This window comes from Streptomyces sp. NPDC002306 (genome assembly GCF_053593435.1).
On the sequence record NZ_JBSFCK010000001.1, the window covers coordinates 84,028 to 96,994 of the forward strand.

Annotated in this window: 13 protein-coding genes; 10 read left to right on the forward strand and 3 right to left on the reverse strand. The window is 73.1% G+C overall.

The features are described from left to right. Positions 1-228: 228 nt before the first annotated feature. A complete protein-coding gene (locus ACWCQK_RS00380) occupies positions 229-1,239 on the forward strand; it encodes an FkbM family methyltransferase (protein WP_451150230.1) in 1,011 nt (336 codons plus the stop codon). A 57-nt stretch (positions 1,240-1,296) separates the two neighbouring features. Here ACWCQK_RS00380 and ACWCQK_RS00385 read toward each other — a convergent pair whose 3' ends face one another. Then, positions 1,297-1,878: a PadR family transcriptional regulator gene (locus tag ACWCQK_RS00385; RefSeq protein ID WP_451150232.1), complete on the reverse strand. Its 582-nt coding sequence runs from the start codon at positions 1,876-1,878 to the stop codon at positions 1,297-1,299. Between the two features lie 128 nt (positions 1,879-2,006). Beyond that, on the reverse strand, positions 2,007-2,660 hold the full coding sequence (locus tag ACWCQK_RS00390; protein WP_451150234.1) for an FMN-dependent NADH-azoreductase: 654 nt from the start codon (positions 2,658-2,660) through the stop codon (positions 2,007-2,009). A gap of 127 nt (positions 2,661-2,787) precedes the next feature. On the opposite strand from ACWCQK_RS00390, the gene ACWCQK_RS00395 reads away from it, so the two are divergent. The 5 genes from ACWCQK_RS00395 to ACWCQK_RS00415 all read left to right on the forward strand — a co-directional run bounded on the left by ACWCQK_RS00395 (position 2,788) and on the right by ACWCQK_RS00415 (position 7,344). Then, positions 2,788-3,168 carry a winged helix-turn-helix transcriptional regulator gene (locus ACWCQK_RS00395; protein WP_451150236.1) on the forward strand — a complete coding sequence of 127 codons (381 nt, stop codon included), beginning with the start codon at positions 2,788-2,790 and terminating at the stop codon, positions 3,166-3,168. Positions 3,169-3,558: 390 nt separating this feature from the next. Next, positions 3,559-4,980 carry an amidase gene (locus ACWCQK_RS00400; protein ID WP_451150238.1) on the forward strand — a complete coding sequence of 474 codons (1,422 nt, stop codon included), beginning with the start codon at positions 3,559-3,561 and terminating at the stop codon, positions 4,978-4,980. Positions 4,981-5,006: 26 nt separating this feature from the next. Beyond that, positions 5,007-5,225 (forward strand): hypothetical protein, encoded by a 219-nt coding sequence (locus tag ACWCQK_RS00405; RefSeq protein WP_451150240.1) that lies wholly within the window; start codon positions 5,007-5,009, stop codon positions 5,223-5,225. Between the two features lie 133 nt (positions 5,226-5,358). Next, positions 5,359-6,840: an SPFH domain-containing protein gene (locus tag ACWCQK_RS00410; RefSeq protein ID WP_451150242.1), complete on the forward strand. Its 1,482-nt coding sequence runs from the start codon at positions 5,359-5,361 to the stop codon at positions 6,838-6,840. Positions 6,841-6,897: 57 nt separating this feature from the next. Beyond that, positions 6,898-7,344, forward strand: coding sequence for a type II toxin-antitoxin system PemK/MazF family toxin (locus tag ACWCQK_RS00415; RefSeq protein ID WP_451150244.1), 447 nt, complete (start codon positions 6,898-6,900; stop codon positions 7,342-7,344). 87 nt (positions 7,345-7,431) lie between these two features. Here the strand turns inward: ACWCQK_RS00415 and ACWCQK_RS00420 are convergent, their stop codons facing one another. Beyond that, entirely contained in the window at positions 7,432-8,259 is an 828-nt protein-coding gene (locus ACWCQK_RS00420) for a TIGR02452 family protein (RefSeq protein WP_451150246.1), read from the reverse strand. Positions 8,260-8,536: 277 nt separating this feature from the next. Between ACWCQK_RS00420 and egtA the strand changes: the two genes are divergently transcribed. From egtA to egtD, 4 genes are read left to right on the forward strand one after another with little or no spacing between them, the layout of a single operon-like run. Next, on the forward strand, positions 8,537-9,856 hold the full coding sequence (gene egtA, locus ACWCQK_RS00425) for an ergothioneine biosynthesis glutamate--cysteine ligase EgtA (protein WP_451150248.1): 1,320 nt from the start codon (positions 8,537-8,539) through the stop codon (positions 9,854-9,856). Continuing rightward, positions 9,853-11,169, forward strand: coding sequence for an ergothioneine biosynthesis protein EgtB (egtB, locus tag ACWCQK_RS00430; protein WP_451150250.1), 1,317 nt, complete (start codon positions 9,853-9,855; stop codon positions 11,167-11,169). Before egtA ends, egtB begins: the two co-directional genes overlap by 4 nt. Next, positions 11,169-11,960, forward strand: coding sequence for an ergothioneine biosynthesis protein EgtC (egtC, locus tag ACWCQK_RS00435; protein ID WP_451150252.1), 792 nt, complete (start codon positions 11,169-11,171; stop codon positions 11,958-11,960). Before egtB ends, egtC begins: the two co-directional genes overlap by 1 nt. Next, a complete protein-coding gene (egtD, locus tag ACWCQK_RS00440; RefSeq protein ID WP_451150255.1) occupies positions 11,957-12,919 on the forward strand; it encodes an L-histidine N(alpha)-methyltransferase in 963 nt (320 codons plus the stop codon). The genes egtC and egtD overlap by 4 nt, the downstream gene beginning before the upstream one ends. Positions 12,920-12,967 lie beyond the last annotated feature (48 nt).

Sequence of the window (12,967 nt, forward strand, 5' to 3'; positions counted from 1 at the left end):
AGCGGGACGGCGGTGGGGCCGGGACGGCCCGGGCCGGGACGACGGCGGGACCCGGACGCCGGGACCTGGATCACGGTCGGACCCGGACGCCGATGACGGCCTGACCTGGACGCCGACCCGACTCGACCCGACCTGGATGACGACCGGAACGACAAGCATCGTTCACCGGGTCGTCAAATCTCGTTCATAGGGGCGACGGCCGACCGCCTCGTCTGCGAGGGTGAGGCGATGGAGACCGCTTACCGAAGACTGCTCAAGCTGATGCCCCGACTGGGCTTGCAGGTGACCGATCTCGGCCCCGGTACGGCCGTGGTCTCGCGGCGCGGCGGGCGGGTCCGGATCCCGTTGGGACCGGGTGCCGACGTGCTGGCCCGGGACAACGGCCGGTACACGGTGGCCGGGGCCGGCGAGGACACCTGGGTCGTCAGGCGCCGCGGGACCCGCGCGCAGCGGGAGGAGGCCGGCGCGCAGGCGACCACCGTCCGCCTCGGCGACAGCGGAGCGCGGCTGCTCCTCGACCCGGCGGCCGGGAGGGACGAGCGCAGGCTGCAACTCGCGGCGGCCGAGTACCTCTGCCCTCAGCACGTGGCCGCGATGCTGGAGCTCTACGGCGTGAACTGCGTGTTCGACGTCGGTGCCAACCGGGGCCAGTACGCCCGGCGGCTGCGCCGGTTCGGCTACACGGGGCGGATCGTCTCCTTCGAGCCCACGTCCGAGCACTTCGCCGTCCTGGAGAAGGCCGCCGCGGACGACCCGGACTGGTGGGTGTACCGCTGCGGCCTCGGCCGTGAGGACACCGCCGGCACCATCCACACGGGCTGGAACACGATGAACTCCCTGCTGCCGGCCAGCGAGTACGGCAAGGACCGCTATCTCCGGTTCGCCAAGAGCGACACCGAGGAGATCGAGATCCGGCGGCTGGACTCGATGATGGAGAAGGCCCTCGACGGCATCGACGAGCCCCGCCCGTTCCTGAAGATGGACACCCAGGGCTACGACCTGGAGGTGTTCGCCGGTGGCGGCGCCCGGGTCGCGGAATTCGTCGGCCTGCAGTCGGAGGTCGCCGTGCTGCGGCTGTACGAGGGCAGCCCGCCGATGACCGAGGCGATCGGCGTGTACGAGGCCGGCGGCTTCGGGATCACGGGCATGTACCCGGTGACCCGGGAGGCGCAGACCGGACGCGTGATCGAGTTCGACTGCGTGATGATGCGCGCCGACGCGGTCCCCGGAACGGACTGAGCCGCCCGCGCCACCGCGCTCTCCCCCGGCTCCGTGGCCTCGCCAGGGGCCGGGGGATCAGGCGCGCGCGGGGGCGGCGAGCGCGGCGGTGCGCCGGGCGAGCAGCCGGACGGCCAGCTCGCCCCACCGGACGTTGGCGCGTTCGAGGGCCAGGCCCGCCTGGAGGGTGAGGTAGGGGCCGATCCGCTCGGCGGTCGCGCAGTACTCGTCGTCGGTACGTCCGGCCAGCAGCCGTTCCCGGCCGCGTTCGTACCGGGCGAGCTTGGCGGCGGACCGCTCCGTGCGCCGGACGATCTCGGCGCGGACGGCCTCGATGTCGCCGAGGTCGACGCACTGCACCTTGACCAGCAGCTCGTCGCGGATGGCGAGCGGCTTCGCCGGGTCCTCGGCGAGAAAGGCGCGGACGGCGTCGAACCCCGCGTCGGTGAGCGAGAAGAGCCGCTTGTTGGGACGGCGCTCCTGCTCCACCACGCGCGCGGCGACGAGCCCCTCGCCCGCCATGCGTTCCAGTTCCCGGTAGATCTGCTGCGGGGTGGCCATCCAGAAGTTGGCGACCGAGGCCTCGAATCCCTTCGCAAGGTCGTACCCGGACGCCTCACCCTCCAGAAGCGCGGCCATCACCGCGTTACGCAGAGCCATGCGGCCCAAACTAACACCCGCCGTTCAGCGGACGGCCGGACCGATCCGGACCCGTGGGGCGGCGCGTTCGCCCCGGGCGCCCCGGCCCGGACGGTCGCCCTCGGCCGCGGGAAGGGACCGCGCGTCGGTCAGGCCGCGAGACGCTCCACGACCTCCTTGGCCTTGACGACCGCGTCCTGGTGGGCGTGCTCACGCGAGGCCTCGAACAGCGGGACGAGTTCGGCCATCGCCGGGTTGTGCGGGGCCATCGTCAGCTCGGGGACGATGAAGGCGAGGTCCAGGGCGAGGGTGTCGCGCAGGACGGCCTCCAGGTAGTTCTGCACGTATTCGAAGCCCTCGCGCGGGGTGCCGGGGGCGTAGGAGCCGCCGCGGCTGGCGACCACGGTGACCGGGGTGCCCTTGATCCTGGACTCCTCCGTCATGGCGGTGCGGCCCATCAGGATCACGTTGTCCAGCCACGCCTTGAGGGTCGACGGGATCGTGAAGTTGTACATCGGGGCGCCGATGACGACCGCGTCCGCCCGCTCAAGCTCCTCCACCAGCCGCACCCGCGCGGCGAAGGCGGCGGCCTGCTCGGGCGTGTGCGTGGCGGGGTCGGCGAAGCCGGCGGTGTGGGCGTCCGCGGTCAGGTGCGGGACGGGATCCGTGGCGAGGTCGCGGTAGATCACCGTGCCCTGCGGGTGCTGCTCCTCCCATGTCTTGCGGAAGGCGTCCGTGACGGAGCGGGACGCGGACGCCCCGTGGGGGAACACGGACGAGTCGATGTGCAGCAGCGTGGCCATGGGTGTCTCCAGGAATCAGGAATACGGTGCCCGCCGGACAGGCGGGACGCGATTTCGTTCGTAGCTATAGATAACACAGGTACTTACTATTTTTCATCCCCGAATTTTCGGGCGGTATCCTGAGCGCATGGCGATCGACGGGGTCCGGAGCGAAACGGCCCACAGCCCTGCGGCGTGCTCGCAGGTGGACGGCGGCATCACGCGCGTCTTCGGCCTGCTGGGCAAGAGGTGGACGGGTCCGATCGTGGCCGTCCTGCTCGGGGGGCCGGCGTACTTCGCCGACCTGCGCCGGGCCGTGCCCGGCATCAGCGAGCGCATGCTGTCGGACCGGCTGACGGAGCTCGGCACGGCCGGACTGGTGGTGCGCGAGGTCGACGAGGGTCCCCCGCTGCGCGTCTCCTACGAGCTGACCGCGCCGGGGCGCGCGCTGGCGCCCGCCCTGGAGGAACTCCGCCAGTGGGCCGAGACGCATCTGCCGGGCGTCGACGTCGAGTCCTGCGGGGAGTAGCCCGCGAACCACCCCGGCGAACAGCGCGGGCTCACGCCGGCCCGGCGAAAGGTGGGCAGCGCTGGTGCGCCGTACCCGGCCGGAGCGTCAGGCCCGGGCCGTCACCGGCACGCACGAACTGTCCTGCCGGAACAGCTCCGTCACGTTCCCCGGCTCGACCCGGAGCCGGTGGTCGTAGGGGTGCGGGCCCAGGCCTGTGCGAGCCGGAAGTCGGTGGCGTCGTCGGACCGATGGACGCCGACCGTGCCGTCGTCACGGTCGAAGGGTTGCTGCCGCCCGCCAACTCCCCGCCCCCGCGTGGGACGTTCCCTCACCGGTGCGCCAGACGTTACCGTGCGGTAGAACCCGAAGTCCCGCAGGAGTCCCGGAGCCGTCCCGGAGGAGTCCCGTATGACGCTCGACCGTTCCGCCGGCCTGGCGGAGACCGCCCGCGCGCTGGCCTGCGGGGAGGTGACGTCCCAGGCCCTCGTCGAGGACGCGCTGTCCCGGATCGAGGCCACGCAGGGCACCCTCAACGCCTTCCGGATCGTCCGGACCGAGGCCGCGCCGGCCGAGGCCGCGGCGGCGGACGAGCGGCTGGCCGCCGGAGTAAGGCTCCCGCTGCTCGGGGTGCCCGTGGCCGTCAAGGACGACATGGACGTGGCGGGCGAGCCGACCGCGTTCGGCTGTCCGGGTGAGTTCCCGCCGGTCGCGGAGGACGGCGAGGCGGTACGGCGGCTGCGCGCGGCCGGGGCCGTCATCGTCGGCAAGACCAACACCTGCGAACTCGGGCAGTGGCCCTTCACCGAGGGGCCCGCCTTCGGCGCGACCCGCAATCCGTGGAACCCGCGGCACACCCCCGGCGGATCGTCCGGCGGCTCCGCCGCCGCGGTCGCCGCCGGTCTCGTACCGGCCGCGCTCGGCTCGGACGGCGCCGGTTCGGTGCGCATCCCGGCCTCCTGGACCCATCTCGTCGGCATCAAGCCGCAGCGCGGACGCATCTCGACCTGGCCGCTCGGCGAGTCCTTCCAGGGCATCACGGTCAACGGGACCCTGGCCCGTACGGTCGCGGACGCCGCCCTGCTGCTGGACGCGGCGAGCGGCAACCACGCCCTCGACCCGCACCGGCCGCCCGCGCTCGACATCTCGGCGGCGGTGGGCCGCGACCCCGGGCGGCTGCGCATCGCGCTCTCCCTGACACCGCCGTTCACCGCGGCGCCCGCGCACCTGTACCCCGAGGTGCGCGCCCGGGTGGTCGAACTCGCCGAACGGCTCGCCGCGGCGGGGCACTCGGTCGAGGAGGCCGATCCGCCGTACGGCCGGATCGGTCTGACGTTCGTGCCGCGCGCCACGGCCGGGATCGCCGAGCGGGTGGCCACGGTGCCCTCCCCCGAACTGCTCGACCCGCGCACCCACGGCTCCGCACGGCTCGGCCGGCTGCTCGGCGGGGCGCCGCTGCGGGCCGCCCGGCGGGCCGAGGCGGTTCTGCACCGCCGGATCGGCGCGTTCTTCGACACGTACGACGTGGTCCTGGCGCCGACGACCGCCGCTCCCCCGCCCCGGATCGGTGCCATGGCCGACCTGAGCGGTCTGGCCACCGACCGCGCCATCATCGCCGCCTGCCCCTACGCCTGGCCGTGGAACGTGCTGGGCTGGCCCGGCGTCAACGTCCCCGCCGGCTTCGTCGACGAGGGCCTGCCGGTGGGGGCGCAGTTGCTCGGCCCGGCGCACAGCGAGCCGCTGCTGGTGTCGCTCGCCGCGCAGTTGGAGGCGGACCTGCGCTGGCACGAGCGGTGGCCGCGGACGGCCGCACTGGATTCCCCGGCGGCGTGAGGGCGTCGCGCCCGTACCCTGTGCCCATGGACGACGCGTCGATGGTGGGTCTGATGGGGCGGGTCAGCGGCACGGTCGGGCCCGGGCTGGTCGGCGAAGTGATCGTCCGGGTGCGCGGCGGGGCCGAACACTTCCTCGCCTACGCCGCCACCCGGACGGACCGGTTCGAGCGGGGCACGGTGGTGATGGTGGTGGAGTACCTGCCGCCGCGCACGGTCTACGTCACGGCCGCGTACGACAGTTGAGCAGGCGCCTCCGCAGGTGAGAGCCCCGTGTGTCAAGGTTGCCACAAGGATCCGTCAGCGTCTTCTCCCCGGGCTTGCGCAGGAGCACACTCCCTTCGTTCGGTGCCGAAAGGGCACCATCCAAAGGGGGCGTATGCCGATGTTCGTCGGCGTCGTAGCGGGGGTGGCGGTAGCCGCCGTCCTCGTTCTGATCGGTGTGTTCAAGATGATGTGGCGGGTCGCGGAACCCAATGAGGCACTCATCATCTCCGGGTCCACGCACAGGACCGAGGGGCTCGAGGCGGGCATGGGGTTCCGCATCGTCACGGGGCGCGGCACCCTGGTGCTGCCCGGCGTGCAGGCGGTGCGCAAGCTCTCCCTCGACCTGAACGAGACCGAGTTGCACGTGGACTGCGTGACCCACCAGGGCATTCCGCTCAAGGTGCGGGGCGTGGTCATCTTCAAGGTGGGCGACGACTTCGTGTCGATCGCCAACGCGGGGCGCCGCTTCCTCGACCAGCAGAAGCTGATGTCGGAGCGGGTGCACAACGTCTTCGCCGGTCATCTGCGGTCCATCGTGGGCGGGTTGACGGTCGAGGACATGATCCGGGACCGGGAGAAGCTCACCGGGCAGACCCGGGCCGCCTGTGGCACGGAGATGGAGAAGCTCGGGCTGATCGTCGACTCGCTCCAGATCCACGAGATCGAGGACCCGACCGGGTACATCCAGAACCTGGCGATGCCGCACGCCGCGGCCGTCCAGCGGGACGCGCGGATCGCGCAGGCGGAGGCGAACCGGCTCGCCACCGAGGCCGAGCAGCAGTCGTTCGCGCGGATGGCGGAGGCCACCCGGGACAGCGAGATCCTCCAGGCCGGTTACCAGGCCGAACGCGACCACGCGGCGGCCAAGGCCCGGCAGTCCGGTCCGCTCGCCGACGCCGCCGCCCGCCAGCAGGTCGTCGTCCAGGAGACCCGGGTCGCGGAGCTGGAGGCCAACCGCCGGGAACAGCAGCTCCAGGCGGACGTCCGCAAGCCCGCGGACGCCAAGGCCTACGAGAAGCGCACCCTGGCCGAGGCCGAGCGCGACGCGCGGATCTCGGCGGCCCAGGCCAAGGCGAAGGAGACCGAACTCGCCGCCGCCGCCGAGGCGACCCGGGTCAAGACGGCCGCGGTAGCCGAGGCCGAGGCGACCACGGCACGGGGCGCCGCGGCCGCCACGGCGACCCGGGCCACCGGTGAGGCCGAGGCCGCCTCCGCCCAGGCCAAGGGTCTGGCGGAGGCGGAGGCGACCAAGGCACGGGGTCTCGCCGAGGCGGAGGCCATCAAGGCCCGCGCCGCCGCGCTCGCCGAGAACCAGGAGGCGGTCGTCGCCCAGCAACTCGCGGAGAACTGGCCGGAGATCGTCAGGGCGGGCGCGTCCGCCTTCGGCAACGTGGACAACATGGTGCTGCTCAACGGCGCCGACGGCATGGCCGAGATGTTCGCCAAGGCGCTCACCATGGGCGGGACGGGACTGGGGCTGGCCCGCCAGCTGCTGGCGTCCATGAACCAGAACGGGCCCGGTCCGAAGGGGACTTCGCCCCTGAACGGGATCGCGAACCCGCCGGCCCAGAAGGTGCCGGTGGAGGAGGCCTGACGCCCGGGGCGTACGGCGGTCGGTCGCCGTACGCCCACGTCCCGTACGGTACGCCTCGTGACTGCGTCCACCGATGAGAACGTCCCGGGCCGTCAGGGCCCCACCGCGACCACCGAGGCCGACCCCCGCGAGGTCGGCAGAGTGCGCACCGAGTACGCGCCCGCCCACGACGGCGACCCCGATCCCGGGGAGATCGTGTGGACCTGGGTGCCCTTCGAGGAGAACGACGGCCGGGGCAAGGACCGTCCGGTGCTCGTCGTCGCCCGTGAGGCCGCCGGGACGGTGCTCGCCGTCCAGCTCTCCAGCAAGCGGCACGACGGCGACCGGGAGTGGGTGCCGATAGGCAGCGGCCCGTGGGACCGGTCGGGGCGCGACTCGTGGGTCGACGTGGACCGGGTGCTGCGGCTGCACGAGGAGGGCATGCGCCGGGAGGCGTGCGCACTGGACCGCATGCGCTTCAACCTGGTCAGGCACCGACTACAGGAACGCTACGGCTGGACCTGAGCGGCCCGGACCCACCACGGCCACCCCGGCCACCACCGAAGCCGGCGCTCCGGCGGCCTCCACTGCCCGACCGGCACCCCGTGCGCGCTACCGCTGGAACCGGTGGGTCGGGAACGCCCGGGAGAAGGCCGCGCGGGTCGTCGCGCCCGGCGTGCGGTCCAGTACGCCGAACACCACGTGCTCGAAAGCCCCGGCGAACCGCCCGCCGGGGCCCAGCAGGGCCCGGAACGCGCCCGCGACCTGCGCCGGGTCGTTACGGAACACGCCGCATCCCCAGGCGCCCAGCACGAGCCTGCGGTAGCCGTGGGCCGCGGCCGTCTCCAGGACCCGTTCGGCCCGGACGGACAAGGCGTGCGGCAGCCCGGCCGCTCGCTCCGGTGCCCCGCGCAGCACGACGCCGGCGTTCGGCGCCGCCGCGGTCAGGAAGCCGGCGGTGAAGGTCTCGTCCAGCAGCCGCCCCCGGTCGTCGCGGAAGACCGGCACGGCCGGGGAGTGGATGACCCGGTCGGTGTAGAACGGGTCGCGGTGGGCGCGATGGTGGTCGTAGAACTCACGGACCCCGAGCAGGCACGTGTACAGCGCGGAGGCGCGGCACAGCGCCTCCTCCTGGGCCTGGGCTCCGTTGAGATAGCCGCCGCCCGGATTGCGGGCCGAGGAGAAGTTCAGGACCGCGACCGGTCCGGCGAGCCGGCGGGCGGCCTCCAGGCTGCTCTCGCCGGTGACCTCGAAGAGCGTGTCCGCGGGCGGAGCCGCGGACGGCACCCGCACCGGATGCGGACCGTGCATCCGTGTGCCCTCGCGTGCGGCCTCGACGGCCGCGGCGATCGACACCTCGTGCCCGGCGGGGGCGCGATACGTCCCGGCCGCGACGATCTCCTCGGTGTCCCGGGCGATACCGCGCAGGCGCGCGCTCATGGCGCGACCCCCGTACCCGCCGCGAACGCGGCCCGCGCGATCTCCCCCTCGGACTCCCCCGTCGTGCTCATGAACGCATCGTGAGCGATGCTGGTCCTGCCGTGCAACAGAGTTTCCCGGCCCCGGGAACCTGCCGGGAGGGAAGGTCAAGTGTCCGTGAAGTAACGATGTGCACCCTTGTGCGATTCGACTCGACGGTCTTGGGTGGGACGAGCGCCGGCGCTCGTCCCGTCGACCCGGGACCGGCGGACCGGTGGAATCTCAGGAGGATCCTGACATGTCCGATGCGATATGTGGCGGTGCGGAAGGCGACTGTACGCAGTCCCGGACCACCCTCACCGAACCCGAGGTGGAGGCCCTGGTCCGGGGCATCTGCTTCAAGACCGGACCACCCCGCACCCTCGGGGTGGAAGTGGAATGGCTCGTCCACGAGCTGCGCGAACCGCAGCTCCCCGTCACACCCGAACGACTCGAAGCGGCCTACGCCGCACTGCGGACCGTGCCCCTGAGATCGCCGCTCACCACCGAGCCCGGCGGCCAGCTGGAGCTGAGTTCGCCGCCCGCCGCCTCCCTGACGGAGTGCGTGGACATCGTCTCCGCCGACCTCGACGCCGTCCGCGCGGTGCTCCGTGAGGACGGTCTCGGCCTCACGGGAGTCGGTGTCGACCCCTGGCAGACACCCAGCCGCTTCCTGCGCGAACCGCGCTACGACGCCATGGAGGCCTGCCTGGACCGCACGGGCCCGGCCGGCCGCGCCATGATGTGCACCTCGGCCTCGGTACAGGTGTGTCTGGACGCCGGGTACGAGGAGCCGGGCGTCCTCGGGCACGGCAGACGCTGGCGGCTGGCGCACACGCTGGGCCCGGTCCTGGTGGCCGCCTTCGCCAACTCCCCCATGGCCGGGGGGAAACCCACCGGCTGGCTGTCCACCCGGCAGCTGATCTGGATGGAGATCGGCGCGGGCCGCGCGGGCGGCCCCCCGCTGGACGCGGAGCCGCGCTCCGCGTGGGCCCGGCACGTCCTGGACGCGCCGGTGATGTGCGTACGCCGGGACAGCGGCCCGTGGGACGTACCCGAACGGCTGACCTTCCGGGAGTGGATCAGGTCCGGGACGCCGAGGCCGCCGACCCGCGCGGACCTCGACTACCACCTCACGACCCTGTTCCCGCCGGTCAGGCCGCGTGGCCATCTGGAGCTGCGCATGATCGACGCGCAGCCCGGCGACGACGGGTGGATCGTGCCGCTCGCCGTCACCACGGCCCTGTTCGACGATCCGGAGGCCGCCGAGATCGCCTACCGGACCGTGAAGCCGCTGGCCGAACGAGCCGTCGGCCTGCCCGCGCCGCACAACCCGCTCTGGGTCGACGCGGCCCGGCACGGGCTGGGCGACCCCGAACTGCACGAGGCCGCCGTCACGTGTTTCGCGGCCGCCCTGGAGGCCCTGCCCCGGCTCGGCGCCGGCACCCGGGTCGTCGAGGCCGTGGCCGCCTTCACGGAGCGTTATGTGAACCGGGGCCGCTGCCCCGCCGACGATCTGCTCGACCGACTGCGCGACAGGACGGACCGTCGCGCGCACGGGAAGGACATCCGCACATGACCGAGCCCGCCCTCGACGCCGAGAACCTCCGCGAGCGCGCGCTGACGTCGCTGATCACCGCCCGGGAGCGCACCACCCTGCTCACCGACTGCGTCGACGAGCCCGATCTGACCGCCCAGCACTCCCCGTTGATGTCGCCCCTGGTCTGGGACCTGGCGCACATCGGCAACCAGGAGGAGCAGTGGCTGCTGCGCACGGTCGCCGGCCGGGAGGCCATGCGGCCCGAGATCGACAACCTCTACGACGCCTTCGAGCACCCGCGCTCCGAACGGCCCACACTGCCCCTGCTGCCGCCCGCCGAAGCCCGCGCCTACGCGGCGGAGGTGCGCGGCCGGGCCCTGGACGTGCTGGAGAGCACCGCGTTCCACGGGACCCGGCTGACCGAGGCGGGCTTCGCCTTCGGGATGATCGCGCAGCACGAACAGCAGCACGACGAGACGATGCTGATCACCCATCAGCTGCGCTCCGGACCGCGGGCTCTGACCGCGCCGGACCCGCAACCCGCCCCGCTGGTCACGGGGCCCGCCGAAGTCCTCGTCCCCGGCGGCCCGTTCATGATGGGCACCTCCACCGAGCCGTGGGCGCTGGACAACGAACGCCCGGCGCACCGGCGTGAGGTGGCCGGGTTCCACATCGACACCGCCCCGGTGACGAACGCCGCGTACCTGGCGTTCATCGAGGACGGCGGCTACGACACCCGGCGCTGGTGGGCTCCGGAGGGCTGGGCGTACATCCGCGAGCACGACATCGACGCCCCGCTGTTCTGGCACAGCGACGGCAGGCAGTGGCTGCGCCGGCACTTCGGCGTCACCGAGGTGGTACCGCCCGACGAGCCGGTGCTGCACGTCAGCTGGTACGAGGCCGACGCCTACGCCCGCTGGGCCGGGCGGCGGCTGCCCACCGAGGCCGAGTGGGAGAAGGCGGCCCGCCACGACCCGGCGGGCGAGCGCTCCACCCGCTACCCGTGGGGCGACGCCGACCCCACGCCGGACCACGCCAACCTGGGCCAGCGGCATCTGCGCCCGGCCCCCGCCGGCAGCTACCCGGCGGGCGAGTCACCGCTCGGCGTACGGCAGTTGATCGGTGACGTGTGGGAGTGGACGGCCAGCGACTTCCGGCCGTACCCGGGGTTCCGGGCCTTCCCGTACAAGGAGTACTCGGAGGTGTTCTTCGGTCCCGAGCACAAGGTGCTGCGCGGCGGGTCGTTCGCCGTGGACTCGGTGGCCTGCCGGGGCACGTTCCGCAACTGGGACTACCCGATCAGGCGGCAGATCTTCTCCGGGTTCCGCACCGCCCGCTCGGAGGCCGTCTGATGTGCCGCCATGTGGCCTACCTGGGGCCGGCCGAGCCGCTCGGCCGCCTGCTGGTGGAGCCCTCGCACGGCCTGTACCGCCAGTCGTGGGCGCCCCGGCGGCAGCGCTACGGCACGGTCAACGCCGACGGATTCGGGGTGGGCTGGTACGCGGAGGGGGACCCGGTGCCGGCCCGGTACCGCCGGGCCGGGCCGATCTGGGCCGACCTGTCCTTCGCCGACCTGGCCCGGGTCGTCCGGGCCCCCGCGCTGCTCGCCGCGGTCCGGGACGCGACCCTGGCGGGCGCCGACGCGGAGGCCGCGGCGGCACCGTTCGGGACGGGTCCCTGGCTGTTCAGCCACAACGGCGCCGTGACCGGCTGGCCGCACTCGCTGGCCGCCGTCTCCCGGGGCCTGCCGCCCGAGGACCTGCTGTCCCTGGAGGCGCGCAACGACTCGGCGCTCGTCTGGGCGCTGGTCCTGCACCGGCTGCGCGCCGGTGACGAGGCGGGCCGGGCCCTGGCCGACACGGTGGTCGAGGTGGCGGCCGCGGCCCCGGGGTCCCGCCTCAACCTGCTGCTGACCGACGGCGAGACCATCACCGCGACCGCCTGGGGCGACACCCTCTGGTACCTGTCGGAACCCGGCGTTCGCACCGTCGTGGCCTCCGAGCCCTACGACGACGATCCGCACTGGCTTCAGGTCCCCGACCGCACGCTGCTCGTGGCGAGCCGCACGGAGGTGCTGCTCACTCCGCTCAAGGAGCCGAGCGTCGAGGCGGCACCCGCACCCCTGAAGGAGCCCTGTTCGTGAGCCCGTTCCAGATCACCCGCACCCTCCCCGAGGACGCCACGGACGCCGCCCTGCGCGCGGACGTCCTGCTCGGCCTCACCTCCGATCCCAAGACACTGCCGCCGAAGTGGTTCTACGACGCCCGCGGCAGCGATCTGTTCGAGCAGATCACCGAGCTGGACGAGTACTACCCGACCCGCGCCGAGCGCGAGATCCTGGTCACCCGGGCCGGCGAGATCGCGGCGGCGACCGGGGCCCGCACCCTGGTCGAACTCGGTTCCGGGTCCTCCGAGAAGACCCGGTACCTGATCGACGCCCTGACGGACCTGCGCACCTACGTGCCCGTGGACGTCAGCGAGAGCGCGCTCGACCAGGCCGGCCGGGCGCTGGTCGCCGAGCGGCCGGGGCTCGACGTGCACGCGCTGATCGCCGACTTCACCGGCGCGCTGACCCTGCCGGACACGCCGGGTCCACGGCTGGTGGCCTTCCTCGGCGGCACGATCGGCAATCTGCCGCCGGCCGAGCGGGCCGGCTTCCTGGCGTCCGTACGGGCCATGCTCTCGCCCGGTGACGCCCTGCTGCTCGGCACGGACCTGGTCAAGGACGAACAGGTGCTGGTGCGGGCGTACGACGACAGCGCCGGAGTGACGGCGGAGTTCGACAAGAACGTGCTGGCCGTCGTCAACCGTGAGCTGGGCGCCGACTTCGATCTCGACGCGTTCGACCATGTGGCCCTGTGGGACGCACGGCACGAGTGGATCGAGATGCGGCTGCGCGCGCGGACCGAGCAGACCGTGAAGATTCCCGCCCTGGATCTCGCCGTCGACTTCAAGGCCGGCGAGGAGTTGCGCACGGAGGTGTCGGCGAAGTTCCGTCAGACCGGCGTCCGTACCGAACTCGCGGCCGCCGGGATGGAGTTGGCTCACTGGTGGACGGACGCGGAGGGCCGCTTCGCGCTGTCGCTGAGCACCGCGCGCTGAGCGCGGACCGCCGCCCGAGGGGATCCGCCGACGCCACTCGGCCCGGCG